General features: G+C 68.3%; 15 protein-coding genes. 11 read left to right on the top strand and 4 right to left on the bottom strand.

Annotated elements, in window-relative coordinates; translation table 11 throughout:
- Positions 1–90: 90 nt before the first annotated feature.
- Entirely contained in the window at positions 91–1953 is a 1863-nt protein-coding gene (locus H9X80_RS08560) for an ABC transporter ATP-binding protein (RefSeq protein ID WP_239471870.1), read from the bottom strand.
- A gap of 139 nt (positions 1954–2092) precedes the next feature.
- On the bottom strand, positions 2093–3988 hold the full coding sequence (locus tag H9X80_RS08565) for an ABC transporter ATP-binding protein (protein WP_239471868.1): 1896 nt from the start codon (positions 3986–3988) through the stop codon (positions 2093–2095).
- Positions 3989–4366: 378 nt separating this feature from the next.
- On the opposite strand from H9X80_RS08565, the gene H9X80_RS08570 reads away from it, so the two are divergent.
- The 8 genes from H9X80_RS08570 (at position 4367) to H9X80_RS08605 (ending at position 11638) form a co-directional block, all read left to right on the top strand.
- A complete protein-coding gene (locus tag H9X80_RS08570; RefSeq protein ID WP_204793925.1) occupies positions 4367–5320 on the top strand; it encodes a phosphate ABC transporter substrate-binding protein PstS family protein in 954 nt (317 codons plus the stop codon).
- Between the two features lie 81 nt (positions 5321–5401).
- Positions 5402–6301, top strand: a complete 900-nt coding sequence (gene pstC, locus H9X80_RS08575) for a phosphate ABC transporter permease subunit PstC (RefSeq protein ID WP_204793926.1) — start codon at positions 5402–5404, stop codon at positions 6299–6301.
- Positions 6294–7214: a phosphate ABC transporter permease PstA gene (gene pstA, locus H9X80_RS08580; protein WP_204793927.1), complete on the top strand. Its 921-nt coding sequence runs from the start codon at positions 6294–6296 to the stop codon at positions 7212–7214. Before pstC ends, pstA begins: the two co-directional genes overlap by 8 nt.
- Positions 7211–8011, top strand: a complete 801-nt coding sequence (locus H9X80_RS08585) for a phosphate ABC transporter ATP-binding protein (protein ID WP_204793928.1) — start codon at positions 7211–7213, stop codon at positions 8009–8011. Before pstA ends, H9X80_RS08585 begins: the two co-directional genes overlap by 4 nt.
- Before the next feature lie 12 nt (positions 8012–8023).
- Positions 8024–8827, top strand: a complete 804-nt coding sequence (gene pstB, locus H9X80_RS08590; RefSeq protein WP_204793929.1) for a phosphate ABC transporter ATP-binding protein PstB — start codon at positions 8024–8026, stop codon at positions 8825–8827.
- Positions 8827–9519, top strand: coding sequence for a phosphate signaling complex PhoU family protein (locus H9X80_RS08595; protein WP_204793930.1), 693 nt, complete (start codon positions 8827–8829; stop codon positions 9517–9519). Before pstB ends, H9X80_RS08595 begins: the two co-directional genes overlap by 1 nt.
- Before the next feature lie 32 nt (positions 9520–9551).
- Positions 9552–10238, top strand: a complete 687-nt coding sequence (locus tag H9X80_RS08600; protein WP_204793931.1) for a response regulator transcription factor — start codon at positions 9552–9554, stop codon at positions 10236–10238.
- Positions 10239–10246: 8 nt separating this feature from the next.
- Positions 10247–11638: a sensor histidine kinase gene (locus H9X80_RS08605; protein ID WP_204793932.1), complete on the top strand. Its 1392-nt coding sequence runs from the start codon at positions 10247–10249 to the stop codon at positions 11636–11638.
- A gap of 180 nt (positions 11639–11818) precedes the next feature.
- Here the strand turns inward: H9X80_RS08605 and H9X80_RS08610 are convergent, their stop codons facing one another.
- On the bottom strand, positions 11819–13312 hold the full coding sequence (locus H9X80_RS08610) for a bifunctional alpha/beta hydrolase/GNAT family N-acetyltransferase (RefSeq protein WP_204793933.1): 1494 nt from the start codon (positions 13310–13312) through the stop codon (positions 11819–11821).
- A gap of 251 nt (positions 13313–13563) precedes the next feature.
- Complete coding sequence (locus H9X80_RS08615; RefSeq protein ID WP_204793934.1) at positions 13564–15588, bottom strand: class I tRNA ligase family protein; 2025 nt, start codon at positions 15586–15588, stop codon at positions 13564–13566.
- 267 nt (positions 15589–15855) lie between these two features.
- Between H9X80_RS08615 and H9X80_RS08620 the strand changes: the two genes are divergently transcribed.
- The 3 genes from H9X80_RS08620 to H9X80_RS08630 all read left to right on the top strand — a co-directional run bounded on the left by H9X80_RS08620 (position 15856) and on the right by H9X80_RS08630 (position 17956).
- Positions 15856–16398 (top strand): DUF3267 domain-containing protein, encoded by a 543-nt coding sequence (locus H9X80_RS08620; RefSeq protein WP_204793935.1) that lies wholly within the window; start codon positions 15856–15858, stop codon positions 16396–16398.
- 8 nt (positions 16399–16406) lie between these two features.
- Positions 16407–17186, top strand: a complete 780-nt coding sequence (locus H9X80_RS08625; RefSeq protein ID WP_204793936.1) for a nitroreductase family protein — start codon at positions 16407–16409, stop codon at positions 17184–17186.
- Positions 17187–17287: 101 nt separating this feature from the next.
- Entirely contained in the window at positions 17288–17956 is a 669-nt protein-coding gene (locus H9X80_RS08630) for an epoxyqueuosine reductase QueH (protein ID WP_239471874.1), read from the top strand.
- Positions 17957–18422: the final 466 nt, after the last annotated feature.

The raw sequence follows: 18422 nt of genomic DNA on the forward strand, positions 1-18422 counted from the left end.
TCCCCGCCCACCCCGCGGCCGTCGCAAAAAACGGGGCCCGGGCGCGTCCGCGCTCGGGCCCCGACGGACCTTCCGTCCTGAGCAGCCTGGCTACTCGAGCTCGAAGGCTCCGGTGTAGAGCTGGTAGTACACGCCGTGCTTGGCGATGAGCTCGTCGTGGCTGCCGCGCTCGATGATGCGGCCGTGGTCGAGCACGATGATCGCGTCGGAGTTGCGCACGGTGCTCAGACGGTGGGCGATCACGAACGTGGTGCGGCCCATCATCAGGGCGTCCATGCCGCGCTGGACGATCTCCTCAGTGTGCGTGTCGATCGAGCTCGTGGCCTCGTCGAGGATCATGACGGGCGGGTCGGCCACCGCGCAGCGCGCGATGGAGAGGAGCTGCCGCTGCCCCTGGGAGAGGTTGGAGCCGTTGTCCGTGAGCATGGTCTGGTAGCCGTCGGGCAGGCGCTTGATGAAGCCGTCGGCGCCCACCAGGCGCGCGGCCGCCATGCACTCGGCGTCGGAGGCGTCGAGCCGGCCGAAGCGGATGTTGTCCATGACGGTGCCGGTGAACAGGTTCACGTCCTGGAGCACCATGCCGAGGGAGCGGCGCAGGTCGTCCTTGCGGATCTTGTTGATGTTGATGCCGTCGTAGCGGATCTTGCCGTCCGCGATGTCGTAGAAGCGGTTGATGAGGTTGGTGATCGTGGTCTTGCCCGCGCCCGTGGCGCCGACGAAGGCGATCTTCTGGCCCGGCTTGGCCCAGACGGTCACGTCGTGCAGGACCGTGTGACCCTTGCGGTAGGCAAAGTCCACGTCAAAGAGGCGCACGTCGCCCTTGAGCGGCACGAGCTCGGTGGTGCCGTCGTGGTGCGGGTGCTTCCAGGCCCACTCGCCGGTGCGCTCCTCGCACTCCTCGAGCTTGCCGTCGCGGTCCTTGCGCACGCGTACCAGGGTGACGTAGCCCTCGTCGGTCTCGGGCTGCTCGTCCATGAGCTCGAAGATACGCTCGGCGCCGGCCAGGCCCATGACCACGGAGTTGATCTGCTGGGAGATCTGGCCGATCTGGCCGGAGAACTGCTTGGTCATGTTGAGGAACGGCACGGTCACGGCGATGGAGAAGCCCAGGCCGGAGAGGGAGAGGTTGGACGCGCCCGTCTCGATGAACACGCCGCCCACCAGCGCCACGATGACGTAGAGCAGGTTGCCGAGGTTCATGAGGATCGGGCCGAGCGTGTTGGTGTACATGTTCGCGGCGCGCGAGGCCTCGAAGAGCTTGCGGTTGCGGACGTCGAAGTCCTCCTGGGCGGCCTGCTCGTGGCAGAAGACCTTCACCACGCGCTCGCCGTTCATGACCTCCTCGACGTGGCCCTCGACGATGCCGATCTCCTTCTGCTGCGCCACGAAGTTGCGCGCGGAGCGGCTGCCGAGCACCTTGGTCATGTAGGCCATGAACAGCACACCGGCCACGATGATGATGGCCATCCACACGCTGTAGTAGATCATGACGCAGAAGACCGAGACGAGCGTCACGCAGGTGAGCGTGATGTTGGGCAGCGACTGGCCGATCATCTGGCGCAGGGCGTCGATGTCGTTGGTGTAGTGGCTCATGATGTCGCCGCGCTGGTGCTGGTCGAAGTAGCTGATCGGCAGGTCCTGCATGTGGTCGAAGAGCCTCTCGCGGAACTTCTCGAGCGAGCCCTGCGTGATGACGGCCATGGCGCGGGTGTAGGTGAAGTTGAGCACGAGAGAGACGCAGTAGATGCCGATGAGGGTGGCCACGAGGGTGCCGATCTGGCCGGCAACGCTCTCCCAGTCACCGCTCTCCCAGTGGGCGGTCACGATCTCGAGGGCGCGCTGCATGAACGTCGCGGGCAGCGCCGACAGGATTGCGGAGACCACGATGCAGCAGAGCACCAGGGGCAGCAGGCGCGGGTAGAACGAGAAGAGCGTCTTGATGAGGCGGCCCATCGTGTGGGTGCGCCCGCTCTTGCGGGGCTGCTCGGGCACCTGGCGCCCGGCGACGTTCTGGCGCTCGGGGGCAGCCTCGGGCTCGACGGGCCGGTTGGCACCGGTGACGTTGCGGATCACGTCGGTGACGGAGTTGCTGCTAGCGCTCATCGGCGTCACCCCCCTTCACGGCCGCGCCTTCCTTGGCGGCGGCACCTTCCTTCGCGTCCCTCTCGGCTGCCGTGCCCGTCTCGGCCTCCTCGTCCTTCTCGCCGTTCGCGCGGTTCTGGGCGAGGTAGGTGTCACGGTAGAACGGGCAGCTCTCCATGAGCTCGTCGTGGGTGCCGAGCCCGGCGATGTGGCCGTTGTCGAGCACGAGGATGCGGTCGGCGTCCTGCACCGAGCTCGTGCGCTGCGCGATGATGATCTTGGTGGTGTCGGGCAGGTAGCTCTTGAGGCCCTCGCGGATGAGGGCGTCGGTCTTGGTGTCCACGGCGGAGGTGGAGTCGTCCAGGATCAGCACCTTGGGATGCTTGAGCAGGGCTCGCGCGATGCAGAGGCGCTGCTTCTGGCCGCCGGAGACGTTGGTGCCGCCCTGCTCGATGTAGTAGTCGTACTTCTTGGGCAGGCCCTGGATGAACTCGTCGGCCTGGGCGAGCTTGCAGACCTCCACGAGCTCGTCGTAGGTCGCGTTGGGGTCGCCCCAGCGCAGGTTCTCCTTGATGGTGCCGGAGAACAGCACGTTCTTCTGGAGCACCACGGCCACGTTGTTGCGGAGGAACTCGAGGTCGTAGTCGCGCACGTCCACGCCGCCGACCTTGACGGAGCCCTCGGTGACGTCGTAGAGGCGGCTGATGAGGTTCACAAGCGAGGTCTTGGCGGAGCCGGTGCCGCCCATGATGCCGATGGTCTCGCCGCTCTTAATGTGCAGGTCGATCTCGGCCAGGGCGCGGTGCTCGGCCTTCTCGGAGTACTTGAACGTCACGTTGTCGAAGTCGATCGAGCCGTCGCGCATCTCGGTGACGGGGTGCTCGGGGTTCTCGATCGTGGGCTCGGTGAGCAGGACCTCGCAGATACGCTCAGCGCTCTCCTGGGCCATCGTGATCATGGCGAAGACCACGGAGACCATCATGAGGGCCATGAGGATCATGAAGCCGTAGGTGGTCAGCGCGGAGAGCTGGCCCACGTTGAAGGCCGTGCCGCGGCTGGAGATGATGAGGTAGCTGCCGAACTGGATGACCACCACGAAGACGGCGTAGACGGCGAAGTTCATCATCGGCGTGTTGAGCGCGAGGATCTTCTCGGCGCGCGTGAAGTCGCGGCAGACGTCCTGGGCGGCCTCGCCGAAGCGCTGCTTCTCATAGTCCTGGCGCACGTAGCTCTTGACGTCGCGCATGCCGGTGACGTTCTCCTCGACGGACTCGTTGAGGGCGTCGTACTTGTGGAAGACCGAGCGGAAGATCGGGTGCACGGTGCGCACGACCTTGAACAGGCCGAACCCCAGAATCGGCACGATGATCACGAAGACAAAGGCCATCGGGCCGGACATGACGAACGTCATGACGATGCCCGCGACGAGCAAAAGCGGGCAGCGGATGGCCGTACGGATGATCATCATGTAGGCGAGCTGGACGTTGGTGATGTCGGTGGTGAGGCGCGTCACGAGCGAGCTCGACGAGAACTGGTCGATGTTGGCGAAGCTGAAGCGCTGCACGGCGGCGAAGACGTCGTGGCGCAGGTTCATCGCCAGGCCGCACGACGCCTGGCTGCACGTGAGGCCGGCCCCGATGCCGAAGGCCAGCGAGGCCAGCGCCATCAGGACGAGGACGCCCGCGTAGGGGAGCATCTCGTTGAGGGTGGCGCCCGCCTGGATGGTGTTGATGAGCTGGGCGGTCACAAACGGGATGGCGACCTCCATCACGACCTCGCCCGTCACGATGATGGGCGTAGCGACCGACGCGCCCTTGAACTCGCGTATCGAGCGCCCGAGCGTGTGGATCACCTCCGTGAGGCTCAGCTCGCCGCCCGCCACGCGGCTCTCTGACTTGTGCTGCATAGAACTCCTTTCCTGCGCGCATGCCCGTGCGGCCCGGTGTGAGAGCGGGTCGCGCGGGGATGTTTCAAACGAGGGCAGAATGCCATTTTGCGGCGCTGCGAGCGAGATTTCAAGGTACCGAGAGGATTTGCAGAGAGCCGTAACATTTTTGTCACGCGTCGGCGAGAAGAACCTTGGCTTACGAAACTCATAGTCGATTACCTGCGACTTTACAAAACTCTCCGTTTTGTAAGCTCTTCTGTAAACCAAATGTAAGCCATCGTTATGCTCCCGTAATGTATCGGAAACACCGCGGTGCGCGTCTGGAAGCGGGCCTAGGATGCAAGCGAAACGGCCGGAGCCCCGAGGGCCTCGGTCAGTCCACGGGAAAGGATTAGCATGTCCAAGTTTGATCTCTCTCGTCGCCAGTTCATGGGCTTTGCCGGTGGCGTTGCCGCCGTGGCCGGGCTCGGCCTCGTCGGCTGCGGCAGCACCGGCACCGACTCCACCGGCGAGGGCGGCGACTCCGCCGAGACCGCCACGCTGACCGGCTCGATCTCCTGCTCCGGCGCCACCTCCTTCCAGCCGCTCATCGAGGCTGCCTCCGACGCCTTCTGCGAGGCCAACCCGGACGTCTCCATCGCCATCTCCGCCGGCGGCTCCGGCCAGGGCCTCTCCCAGGTCGCCGAGGGCTCCGTCCAGATCGGCCGCTCCGACGTCTACGCCGAGAGCAAGCTTGAGCCTGAGCAGTGCGAGAACCTCGTCGACAACCAGGTCTGCATCGTGGGCATGGGCCCGATCGTGAACGCCGACGTCGACGTTGACGACATCTCCCTCGAGCAGCTCAAGGGCATCTTCATGGGCGAGATCACCGACTGGTCCGACCTCGGCGGCACCGCCGGCGCCATCCAGGTCATCCAGCGCGAGGCCGGCTCCGGCACCCGCGCCACCTTCGAGGACGCCGTCCTCCAGGGCGACACCGCCCCCGACAGCTTCCGCCCGGTCGCCGAGGTTGACTCCTCGGGCACCGTCGTCGAGCAGGTCGCCCAGACCCCCGGCTCCATCTCCTACGTCGCCTTCAACTACATGAACTCTGACGGCATCAAGGCCCTGACCGTCGAGGGCGTCGAGCCGACCCAGGAGAACGTCGAGTCCGGCGACTTCACCATCTGGGCGTACGAGCACATGTACACCCGCTCCGACGAGGACGCCTCCACGGCTCCCGTGACGCAGGCCTTCATCGAGTTCATCATGTCCGACGACTTCGCCGACACCGTCGTCGAGCAGGGCTTCATCCCGATGGGCGACATGCAGGTCAAGAAGGACGCCGACGGCAACATCACCGCTGCCTAGTCCTTCCCCATAGGCACCTACCTTGCGGCGGTGTCTCGCTTCAGCGGGACACCGCCGTCCCATGAAGAGAAAGGCTTCTCTATGGCAAAGCTCATGCCCAAGAGACAACTCGAGAACGTGGGTCTGGGCATCACGGGCTTCTGCGTCGCGCTCGTCGCGCTCGTCGTCGTCACGCTCATCGTGATGGTCGCGCAGCAGGGCCTCACCACGTTCTTCGTGGACGGGATCAACCCCGTCGACTTCCTGACCGGCCAGAACTGGATCCCCGAGCAGGAGCGCTACGGCGCGCTGCCGATGATCGTCGGCTCCTTCGCGGTCACCCTGCTCTCCACCGTCTTCGCCCTGCCGATCGCCATCGGCTCGGCCATCTTCGTCGTCGAGGTGGCGCCGAGCTTCGGCCGCCGCGTCTTCCAGCCCTTCATCGAGCTGCTGGTGGGCATCCCGTCGGTCGTCTACGGCGTCCTCGGCCTCTACGTCATCAACTCGCTCATGCGCACGATCTTCGGCGAGGTGGCCGGCACCGGCGCGGGCATCCTGTCCGGCGCCATCGTGCTGGCGGTCATGATCCTCCCGACCATCACCACCCTCTCGATGGACGCCCTGCGCGCCGTCCCCAACCAGTACCGCGAGGGCTCCTACGCCCTCGGCTGCACGCGTTGGCAGACGGTGTGGCACGTCGTCCTCAAGAGCGCCCTGCCCTCGCTCATGACCGCGGTCATCCTCGGCATGACGCGCGCCTTCGGCGAGACGCTCGCCGTCCAGATGGTCATCGGCGGCGTCGAGCGCTCCATGCCCTCCGGTCTTCTCGACCCGGCCTCCACGCTCACCGCGGCCCTCACGGCCGGCCTCTCCAACGCGACCTCCGGCTCGGTCTACTACCACGCCCTCTGGTCGCTCGGCCTGATCCTTCTGGCCATGTCGCTCGTCTTCATCCTCATCATCCACCTCATCGGCAGAAAGGGGGCGAAGGCCAATGGCTAGCCAGGAGCGCTCCCTCGACGCGCACGTCAAGCGCATCAACAGCCAGGACAAGATCGCCACGGGCATCCTGACCGTCATCGTGGGCCTCGTGATGCTGCTCGTCGTGGCCATCATCGCCTACATCATCGTCCGAGGCGGCGGGCGCGCCATCACGCCGGGCTTCCTCACCAACCCCTACAACGACGACGTCCTCCCCGGCATCGTCTACCAGCTCTGGGACTCCTTCTACCTGCTGATCGTCACGCTGGTCATCTCGGTGCCCATCTCCCTGGGCGCGGCCATCTTCCTCGTTGAGTACGCGCCGGACAACTGGATCACCTCCGCGGCCAAGACCGCGATCGAGACCCTGTCCTCGCTGCCCTCCATCGTCGTCGGCATGTTCGGCTCGCTCTTCTTCGTGGTGACGCTCGGCTGGAAGATTTCCATCCTCGCCGGCGCCTGCGCCCTCACGATGTTCAACATCCCGATCCTGGTCCGCACCATCCAGCAGGCCCTCGAGGACGTCCCGCGCAGCCAGCGTGACGCCGCCCTGGCCATGGGCCTCACGCGCTGGGAGACCACGCTCAACGTGCTGCTTCCCGCCGCCATGCCCGCCATCGTCACCGGCATCGTGCTCTCCGCCGGCCGCGTCTTCGGCGAGGCTGCCGCGCTGATCTTCACTTCGGGCTCCGCCCCGGCGCGCCTGAACTTTGCGAACCCGTTCAACTTCGCGAGCCCGACCTGCCCGTTCAACATCTTCCGCCCGGCGTGCTCGCTGGCCGTCTACATCTGGCGACTCACCTCCGAGCCCACCGACGGCAGCGTCGAAATCGTCTGGGGCACCGCCACGGTCCTTCTCGTCTGCGTGCTCCTGTTCAACCTGCTCGCCCGCCTGCTGGGCAAGTTCCTCTCGAGGAGGCTGACCGCCGAATGACAGACACCACCACCCAGGCGCCGTCCGCCTCGGGCCAGCCGCTGCTGAGCACCAAGGACGTGACGGTCACCTACGACCTCACGCACGAGGCCCTGCACAAGACGAGCCTCTCCTTCGAGGCCGGCCAGGTCACGGCCCTCATCGGCCCGTCCGGCTGCGGCAAGTCCACCTTCCTGCGCTGCCTGAACCTCATGAACCGCGAGATCTCGAAGTGCTCGGTGGGCGGCCAAATCTTCTATCACGGCCACGACATCAACACGCCGAAGGAGAACCTCTTCGAGCTGCGCAAGTCCATCGGCATGGTCTTCCAGCAGCCCACCCCCTTCCGCAAGTCGATTCGCGAGAACATCCTCTTCGCCCCGAAGAAGCACGGCCGCATCCACTCCAAGGAGGAGGCCGACGAGCTCGTGGAGACGTCGCTTCGCCAGGCGGCCCTGTGGGACGAGGTTAAGGACAAGCTCAAGCAGAGCGCCCACGCCCTCTCCGGCGGCCAGCAGCAGCGTCTCTGCATCGCCCGCACCCTGGCGATGAAGCCGGACGTGGTGCTCTACGACGAGCCCTGCTCCGCCCTCGACCCGATCTCCACCTTCGCCATCGAGGAGACGATCCGCTCGATTGCCGAGTCGGGCATCTGCGAGATCATCGTCACGCACAACATGGAGCAGGCCACGCGCGTCTCCGACCGCACCGCCTTCTTCTACGTGGGCGACATGGTCGAGACGGGCACCACGCAGCAGATCTTCTCGGACCCGCACGACCAGCGCCTGGTCGACTATCTGACCGGCCGCTTCGGCTGATGGGGGAGGAACATGGAAACTCTGGACACTGACATCATCGAGGGGACGTCGCGCACGCTGGAGGGCGCCGAGACCGAGCTCTCCATCCGCGACTTCAACCTCTGGTACGGGGACTTCCAGGCCCTGAAGCACATCAGCCTGGAGATCCCGAAGAACCGCGCCACCGCCTTCATCGGGCCGTCCGGCTGCGGCAAGTCGACGCTGCTGCGCACGTTCAACCGCATGTGCGACTTCGTCGAGAGCGTGCGCACCGAGGGCACCATCGAGTTCAAGGGCAACGACATCTTCCAGATGGACGCCAACGCCCTGCGCGTCTATGTGGGCATGGTCTTCCAGCACCCCAACCCCTTCCCGATGAGCATCCGCGAGAACATCCTCTACGGGCCCAAGCGCATGCGCCGCATCTCCAAGTCCGAGGGCGACGAGATCTGCGAGCGCTGCCTCACGCGCGCCGCGCTCTGGGACGAGGTCAAGGACAAGCTCGACCAGAGCGGCCTGGGCCTCTCCGGCGGCCAGCAGCAGCGCCTCTGCATCGCCCGCGCGCTTGCCACCGACCCCGAGGTCCTGCTCATGGACGAGCCCACCTCCGCCCTGGACCCCATCTCCACGAGCATGGTCGAGCAGCTCATGACCGAGCTCTCCGAGGACCACACGGTGGTCGTGGTGACCCACAACATGCAGCAGGCCGCACGCGTGGCCGACAAGACGGTATTCTTCTATCTGGGGGAGCTCATCGAGAGCGGTCCCACGAAGGAGTTCTTCGCCAACCCCCGCGAGAAGCGCACGCAGGAATATCTATCAGGGAGGTTCAGCTAATGGCAACCCGCACCAAGTTCACCAAGCAGCTCGAGGACATCGAGGGCTACCTCAACCGCCTCACCGAGAAGGCTGCCTCCGACGTCCGCGCCGCGGGCCTGGCCGCCGCCGGCGACAAGGGCGCCGCCGAGGGCGTCATGGCCGGCCGCAAGACCGAGGACCGTCTGCGCAACGCCATCGAGGAGAACTGCCTCGACGTGATGCTGCTCCAGCAGCCGCTCATCGGTGAGGACCTGCGCTTTGTCTCCGGCGCCTTCCGCATCGTCTCCGACCTCACCCACATCGACTCCATGACCCGCGACATCGCCTTCCTCGTGGAGGAGATCCCGGCCAAGGCCGCCAAGAAGCTCGAGTCCGAGTTCTCCGAGATGGCCGAGTGCGCCGCCTCGATGGTCGAGCAGTCCGGCGCCGCCTTCGCGTCCTCCGACGTCGAGGCCGCCCAGAAGGTCGTCGAGGAGGACAACCGCGTCAACACGCTCTATAGTGAGGTCGAGGAGAAGCTCGTGGGCCTCATCCGCGACGGCAAGTCCTCCGCCCAGTACCTCCCTGAGCTGTTGATGGTGGCCAAGTACTTCGAGCGCATCGGCGACCTCGCCAAGCGCGTGGCGGCGTGGGCGCTCTTCCGCGTGACGGGCGAGCACGTTGTGGCCGAGAAGGCCAGCCAGCAGATGCCTGCTGCGCAGGACGAGTAGGACGGGCGAGACCTTAGGTACAGACAGGAGCGATGGGCGTGGTTTACTACGTCGAGGACGACAAGAACATCAGAGAGCTGACGGTTTACGCCCTGGGCCAGGGCGGCATCGAGGCGCGGGGCTGTGCCGACGACGCCGAGTTCCGCCGCGCCTGCGCCGAGCGCACGCCTGACGCCGTCCTTCTCGACATCATGCTTCCGGACGCGGACGGGCTGGAGATCCTGGCCCGTCTGCGCCGGACGCCCGGGCTCTCCAACGTTCCGGTCATGATGCTCACCGCAAAGGACACCGAGCTCGACACCGTCAAGGCGCTCGACTCCGGCGCCGACGACTACCTCTCTAAGCCCTTCGGCATGATGGAGATGGTGAGCCGCACGCGCGCGCTGCTGCGCCGCGCCGGCCGCGAGCAGCAGACCCAGGAGAAGCCGCAGGCGCTCGTCTGCGGGGACGTGACGCTGTGGCCCGAGCGCCGCGAGGTCGCCGTGGGCGACCGTCCGGTGCAGCTCACGATGCGCGAGTTCGACCTGCTCGAGTTCCTCATGCGCTCGCCGGGCGTGGTCTTCTCGCGTGAGACGCTGCTTCAGCGAGTCTGGGGCTGGGACTTCGACGGCGGGTCGCGCACCGTGGACGTGCACGTCCAGCAGATCCGCGCCAAGCTCGGCGACGCCTCCGACCTCATCGAGACCGTACGCGGCGTCGGCTACCGCGTCCGCGGCTAGGGGCCCAGATGGTTCGCCAGCCCGGGGCAAAGGGTTCGCTCTCTCACAGGATGTTCGTGGCGCTCGTCGTTGCGTGCGCCGTCGTGGCCGTCGCGGTTACCGCGGCGGCCTCCGTCATCTACCAGAGCGCGTTTCTCGCCGACGAGCACGAGCAGCTCTCCAACGAGTGCCGCTCCGCGGCGTCGCTACTCGACGCTACCTCGGACGACGTCGGGGTGCTCGAGACCATCGACCTGGGCTCGGCCCGCGCGACGCTCATCGAGCCCGACGGGACGGTCCTCTACGACAGCCAGGCGGACGCCGCCTCGCTTCCCAACCACGCCGACCGCCCCGAGGTGGCCGACGCGCTCGCCGACGGCACGGGCTCCTCCGAGCGCGCGAGCGAGACCGTGGGGTACACGAGCCTCTACGAGGCGGTGCGTCTCTCCTCTGGCGAGGTGCTGCGCCTCTCGGTCGACCGTGCCGGCGTGCTGGCGTTTCTCTCCCAGGACGTGGCCGTGCTTGCGGTCCTCGTGATCATCGTGGTGGGGGTGAGCTGGGTCGTGAGCCACGTGCTCTCGCGCCGCTTCGTGCGGCCCATCCTGGAGATCGACCCGGCCTCCGGTGACGGCGTGGCCCCCTACGAGGAGCTCGACCCGCTCGTGCGCCGCCTGAACGAGCAGCACGACGAGCTCATGCACCGCATGAGCGCCATCCAGGACGCCGCCGATCTGCGCCGCGAGTTCACCGCCAACGTCACCCACGAGCTCAAGACGCCGATCGCCTCCATCCAGGGCGCGGCCGAGCTCATCCGCGACGGCATCGCCAAGAAGAAGGACGTCCCGGAGTTCGCCGGCCGCATCTACGACGACGCGCGGCGGCTCTCCTCCCTGGTGAGCGACATCCTCACCCTCTCAAAGCTCGACGAGTCCGAGCGCGCCGGCGACCGCGCGCTCTTTGACGCCTCCACCCGCGTGGACCTGCTCTCCGTGGCGCGCGACGTGATGGGCCGGCTTGAGCCCAAGGCCGAAAAGGCCGGCGTGACGCTCAGCGTGCGTGGCGTGTCCATGCAGATCACCGGCAGCCCGCGCCTGCTTGACGAGCTGGTGAGCAACCTCGTGGACAACGCCATCCGCTACAACAAGCCCGGCGGGCGCGTCTACGTGTGGGTCCTGCCGCAGGGCGAGTGCCCGTGCCTGCGCGTGAGCGACACCGGCATCGGCATCCCTGAGGAGGCGCAGGGCAAGGTGTTCGAGCGCTTCTACCGCGTGGACAAGGGCCGCAGCCGCGACATGGGCGGCACGGGCCTGGGGCTTGCCATCGTCAAGCACGCGGCCGCCTACCACGGCGCCGAGGTGAAACTGGAGAGCGAGGTCGGCAAGGGCACCACGATCACCGTGACGTTCCCGGCCGCGTCGTAGGGGTGCGGGCGAGAGGTTCTTCTCGCCGCGTGATGGGGTGGGGTGTTAGGATTTCGGGCATCTTAGGCCAATTGGGGACCGTTTGGTTAAGAATCGCGGGATGTTAGCGCCCCTGAGGACTAACATCCCGCGATTCCTAACAGCCGGCCGGTCGCGTGGCCCTGCTGCGCGCCCCGAGCGCTAGACCCCAAGCTCCCAGAGGTTGGACCATCCGGGCAGGGGCAGCCCCGGGTAGGGGAGCCAGAGCGGCCGGTGGCGAGTGAAGCCGTGCGCGGCGTAGAGGGCGTTGGCGGGCACGTTGGCCACGTTCGTGTTGAGGCGCACCACGGAGGCCCCCAGCAGCCGGGCCGCCTGCACGCCCGCGGCGAGAAGTGCCTCGCCCACGTGGCGCCTGCGCGCCGACGGGTCTGCGGCGAGGAGGTGCCAGCCCGCCACGTCCTTCTCGCCAATCGAGTCCCAGGCGGGGCCGCCGAGGCCGGAGCCGTGGCCGGGAGCACTGCCGTCCCCCATGTCCGCGTCGTGGTTTACGGCCACCGCGCCGAGAAGAACCGCGTCGTTCGCCGGACGCCCGTCGCGGACGGCGGCGGCATCAAAGACGCCCCAGTAGGCGCCGGCGGCCAGAAGCTTGCGCGCCATGCCCGCGGGCGGCCACACGTCCTGCACCCAGCCGGAGGTCCCGGGCTCTGCGTCCACGCGGCGGTAGAGCTCGTCGAGCTTGTCGGCCCAGAGGCCTGAGACGGGGACGCGGCAGGCGGCCAGGCCTTCGGGCAGCGTGATGGGGCGCGCCTCGTGCCGCACGTCGTTTTTCTCGACCGTAGCCAGCAGCTCGCGCGCTACTGCCTCCGGTGCCATCTTGGGCAAGTTGTGGTCCGCGCCGGGCACCGTCACGCGCCGCGCCCCGGGGATTGCCGCCACGATGCGGTCGGTCTCCCCGGGCAGGATCTCGTCGAACTCGCCGACCATCACGGTCACCGGGCAGCTCACGCCCGCGAGCGACGACGCTTCGATCTGCGGGTTTTCCACCATAAGTTGCAGGAGCTCGGCAATCTGGGTTGCCTCGGCAGGGGAGGGCACCGGTGTCCCGTCCTCAAGCGTCGCGCCCTCCTCGCCCTCAGCGGCCCAGCGGCGGTTCTCGGCGGCGGCGTAGGCCATCCAGTCCGTGTCCTCCTTGGGCAGGCCGGCCGGCGTGAGGTTGGCGCCGAGCGCGGTTACGGAGAGCGCGTGGGCACCCCAGTCGCGCGCCAGCAGCAGCCCGAGGATGCCGCCGTCGGAGAAGCCGAGCACGTGGACCTGCGGCACGCCCAGGCGCGCGCAGACCTCGATGGCGTCTTCGGCCATGAGCTCGTAGGTGAGCGGCTCGGCCGTGCCGCGCGTGGAGGCGCCCTGCGCGCGCGAGTCAACGGCGATGACGGTTCGCCCGCTTGCGCACACGGCGTCGATCACCGGGCCGAAGATACCGTGCTCCTCGCCGTTGCCGTGAAGCATCAGCACTGGCGGAACGGACAGGTCCAGGCCGAACGGCGTTCCCGGCGCGTCGGTCACGCCGTCAGGCGCGTAGGTCCACGCCACGATCGTGGCGCCGTCCGGCATCGGGCACTCCACGCGCGCGGCAAGCGCGGTCGCGGGCAGCGCATACGGTCGCGGCACATGCACGGGCGGGGGAGTGGCGGACATGGCGAATCCTTTCATCAGTCGATCGGGGCCGTCCGGCCCGGGGCAGGGAGACCCCGGCGCTCAGACAGCTTGCCGGGAAGGGCGCTCGGCAAGAACTCGCGGCGGGATCTCCCTGCCCCGGGCCTGCGGAAACATCGTGATGCAGGGGAGGCGAGAAGGTCCGCCGCGAGTTCCGCAGACGCGCCCGTCCTTGGCGCGGCGAGGACTGTCTGAGCGCCGGACCTTCTCGCCTCCCCACCCGGGCGGGTTCGTTACCTCTTCACCTGCGACGGGTGCTTCTCGAAGAAGTCGAAGCGCGGCGGCAGGGCCACGATTATGTGCTGCTCGGGCGTCTCGCCGCGGGCGGCGGCCAGCTCGGTCGGACCGTCGAACGCGTGCTCCCAGCTGAAGAACTCGTCTGGCGAGAAGCCCATGTGCTCACAGATCTTCTCGCAGCCGGCCGGGACGGCGGGGTGCATGAGCAGCGCCGTCGTGCGCAGCGCGCAGAAGGCGTCGGCGAGCGCCGCCTCGTAGGCCGCGTCGTCGCCCTTGGCCGCCTTGCTCGCCTCGTCCCAGCGTTTGTTGGCCGCGCGGGCGAAGTCCTCGGCCACGGCAAGCGCGCCGTGCGCGTCGAACTCGTAGGCGCGGCGCTCGAAGGCGAGCGTGGCCTCGCGCGCGGCGTCCACGGCCTCCGCCGATGGCGCCGCGGCGGGCAGGTGCCCGTCGCAGACGTTGGCCGCCCCGTAGAAGCAGCTGCGCGCCAGGCGGTTGAAGATGTTGGTGAGGAAGGCGCTCTCCTTGAGCGCCGGGTCCACCACGCGCGGGTCGTCGCGCACCAGGACGTCCTCGCCCGTGGCCTTGTCCTTGTGGCTGACGGACGTGTCGAACGCCTTGGGGTTGAAGCTTACGGCCTTCTGGTCTAGGCCGAGCGAGAGCCAGTGCGCGCGCAGCTGCTCGGCGGTGTAGTGCTCCAGCAGCTCGGCGGCCATCGGCGGGGCGATCTTGCCGGAGCTGGAGGCCTTCTTGTTCATGAAGAGGATGTGGTAGTTGGCGACCGGCGTGTCCTGGAAGAGGCCCCAGTCGAGCGCCTCCCACAGGGCCGGCTGCGCCACGCAGTAGAAGTAGATGTTGTCCTGGCCGATGAACTGGTAGACGCGGGCGTCGTCGGCGCACCACCAGTCGTGCCAGTCGGTGCTCGAGTAGCGCCCCGCAGGCGCGGTCTGCAGCGCGGTCTGCGTGAAGCTGATGGGCGCCCACAGGCTCTCGGGCCAGCACCAGACCGTGAGGCCGTCCATGCCCTCGAGCTCCGGCGCGGCCACGCCCCACTCGATGTTGCCGGTGATGCGGAACGGCAGCAGGCACTTGCCGGTGCGGAAGCGCACGCCGCCGGCCTCGAGCACCTCGCGCGCCTCGTCGCGCTCCTCCCACCCGGCAAAGGTGAGCGAGAAGGACTGCTGGCCGCCCTCGGCCTCGGAGAGCGTGTGGGCGGGCAGCTGGTCGGCCACCGCGTCGTAGGCCTCGCGGAACTTGTTCTGCACGTAGATGACCGGGTCCACCAGGCTCTCGCGCACGGTCTTGGTGACGATGGCGCGGACCTGGGGGTCGGCGTCCCACTCGTCCATCAGGCGCTCGAGGTCGGCGCGGAAGGCAGGCAGGTCGAAGTACCAGTTGTCAACCGGGCGCAGCTCAGGCGTGGTGCCGGTGAGCTGCGAGACCGGCGCGATCAGCTCCTCGGGGTCAAACTGGTGGCCGAGGTCGCACTCGTCGGCGTAGGCCTTCTCGGACTTGCAACCGCGCACCGGGCAGCGCCCCTGGACCTGACGGCCGTTGAGGAACTGGCCGGCCTCGACGTCATAGAACTGGCGCGTGGAGCGGCGCTTGAGGTAGCCGCGCTCGTACAGGCGCCGGATGACCTCGTCGCTCACGCGGGCGTGGACGTCGCGCACGGGTTCCAGGCCCGAGCCGGCAAAGAGGTCGAGCGAGATGCCATAGGCGTCGAGCGCCGCCTTCTGGGCGTCGTGGTTGGCGCGCACGTAGTCGACGATCGTGCCCTCGTAGCCCTCGTTCTCGACCTTCTTGCGGTAGCCCTCCATGATCGGCGAGCCGTAGCAGTCGGTGCCGGAGACAAAGAGCACGTTCTCGGGCCCGATGCGGTCGCGCAGGAACCGCGCGAAGAAGTCGGCGGGCACAAAGACGCCGCCGATGTGGCCGAAGTGCAGGTTCTTGTTGCCGTACGGCATGCCGCCGGTGATGACGGCGCGCTTGGGGAAGCTCGGGCGGTTCTCGGGTTCGGGCATGGGGGCTCCTTCGCGTTGGGTGCAGCCCTCCCATTCTTGCACTTCTTCCGCTGGCAGGCGAGCAGGGCAACGCATGAGAAACGCACGGCGTGCACGCGTCTCGCACGGCGAGAAGAACGTTGGGCTGTGGCGCCGCGCGCCCGCGGCCGAGCCGGCGCCCCGCCCGCGGCCGAGATTGCGCCGGCGTCCCGCCCGCGATTGTCGCGCCGGCGTCCCGTGCCCCTGCCCGCCCCGCCCGTGCTCCGTCCTCCGCGCTATCATCTCTGCATGCGACTTCTTGCAGACATCGATGTGCTCGGCGACGCCGCCCTCCAGGGGCGGATCGCGCGGCTTTCCGGCGCGCTCGCCCTTGTGGGGCTTGCCGGCGGCGTTGCAGCGGGCCTGGCCTCGGGCGCCGACGGCGGCGCTGTGGCCACACCGTGGTGGTGGGTCGCGCTCGTGGCGGCCACCTTTCTGGCGCTGCCCGTCCACGAGCTCGTGCACGCCGCCGCGTTCAAGCTGCTCGCACCGGGCTGCCGGGTCACCTTTGGCCTCGAGGGCGCCTTCCTCTACACGAGTGCCGCGGGCACCGTCCTGCCGCGCGGCCGCATGGTGGTGGTTCTTCTCGCCCCGTCGGTCGTGGTGACGGCGGCGCTGGCGCTCGGCGCGCTTGCCGCGGGATGCCCCGCGCTCGCGGTGCTCCTGGCCGCGGCCCACCTCGCCGGCTGCGCGGGCGACCTGCTCATGGCCGTCGCCGTGCTGCGTGAGCCCGCCTGCACCCACGTCCGTGATACCGAGCACGGCATCGACCTGCTCTCGGACAGTCCCTAGGGAGAGAAATGAGCCACATGAGCCAGACCATCGACCAGCTCCGCGCGCGCCGCTCGGTGCGCGCCTTCACCGCCGAGCCGGTGAGCGCCGCCGACGAGCGCGCCATCCTCGAGGCCGCCTGCCAGGCGCCCACGGCCGGCAACCAGCAGCTCTACTCCATCATCGTGGTGCGCGACCAGGCCCGCAAGGACGAGCTGGCCGTGACCTGCGACAACCAGCCCTTCATCGCGTCCGCGCCGCTCGTGCTCGTGTTCTGTGCGGACGTGCGCCGCTGGCACCGCGCGTTTGTGGCCGCCGGCGCCCCGGCGCGCGAGCCCGGAGCGGGGGACTTCCTGCTGGCCTTCGAGGACGCCTCGATCGCGGCCCAAAACGCCGTGGTTGCCGCCGAGAGCCTCGGGATCGGCTCGTGCTACATCGGCGATATCCTCGAGCGCCGCGAGGACCAGGCGCGCATCCTCGGCTGCCCCCGCCACGTGGTCCCCGCCTGCATGCTCGTGATGGGCCACCCGGCCCCGGCACAGCTCGAGCGCCGCAAGCCGCCGCGCTTCCCGCTCGACGGGGTGGTCTTCACGGATACCTACGAGGACGCGTCCGACGACCGTCTGCTCGACCTCATGGGCGCCAAGTGCCCCGCGGGCCGCGACGTGCGCGAGTGGCTGCGAGCCTTCTGCGAGCGCAAGTGGAACTCCGGCTTCTCCCGCGAGATGACGCGCTCCTCGGCGGCGATCCTGGGGGACTTTGCCCAGGACGTCTCCGAACCAGACGCCCCGTCAGGTGAGCCCCGATGACCGGCGAGAAGAACCTGCAGGTCGCGGGTACGCCCGAGCCGAACGCGGCGCCGGGCGCGACGGGCGCGGGCCAGGCCTCGGCCGAGGCTCGCACGCCGCTTCTGCTGCACGCCTGCTGCGGGCCGTGCTCGCTCGAGCCGGTGAGGCTGCTGAGGGCCGAGGGCTTCGAGCCGACGATCTGCTGGACCAACCCCAACATCCAGCCGGTGGCCGAGTGGCGGCGGCGCCTCGACACGCTGCGCACCTGGGCCGCAGACGTCGCGCACGTGGAGGTGATCGAGGCCGGCGACGACCGCGCCGCCTGGGAGCGCGCCTGCGCGCCCGCGGGCTTCGACCGGCCGCGCCGCTGCCGGGCCTGCTACGCACTGCGCCTGGCCGAGGCCTGCCGCGTGGCGCGCGAGCGGGGGTTCACCTACGTCTCCACGACGCTCGTGGTCTCGCCCTACCAGCTCTTCGACACCTGCGGCGAGGTGCTGGCGGCCCTTGCCGCGCGCTACGGCCTCACGCCGGTCTGGCGCGATTTTCGGCCCCACTATGCCGAGGCCACGCGCGAGTCCCGTGAGCTCGGGATGTACCGCCAGAACTACTGCGGCTGCCGCTTCTCCGCCGCTGAGGCGGCTCTCGAGCGCCACGCCGCCCGCGACGAGCGCAAGCGCGCGAAGGCCGCCGCGCGCGGCGCGTGCGGCCGCTTCGGAGTCCCGCGCGGCCACGTAGGTGCCCCCGTTCACGCTGCCTGTCCGCCCACGTCGCCACCCCGTCCGCCCGCGTAGGCGTTCTGCACGGCCCGTTCGTCCGCGTAGCCACCCTGTATGTCTTCGTAGGCGGCTCGCCCACCCCGTCCGCCCGCGTAGGCGCTCCCTGTTCGTGCGGGTGTTCCGCCCCCGCCGTTAGGAATCGGCGCATCTTGTGCCGGCGCGGTCCCGTTCGGTTAGGAATGGCCGCACCTTTTGCCCGCGGCGCGCTAAGGTGCGGCGATTCCTAACAGTTTGGCGTGCCAGCGCCCTAAAGAGCGGCGATTCCTAACAGGCGAGGGTGCCATGCCGCTAAAGCGCGGTAATTCCTAACGGCCGGGGTGCCCCCGGCGCTAAGGTGTGGCATTTCCTAACGGGTGAGAAGCCCCCGCGCTAAGGTGCGGTGTTTCCTAACAGTTGGGCGGGCTGGGACAGAAAGGTGCAGCCATTCCTAACGGATTCTCGCACGAGCCTCGTATGGCCCCCCGCAGACCCCCGCAAACAC

It is taken from the genome of Olsenella profusa (assembly GCF_016900315.1).
Lineage (GTDB): Bacteria > Actinomycetota > Coriobacteriia > Coriobacteriales > Atopobiaceae > Thermophilibacter > Thermophilibacter profusus_A.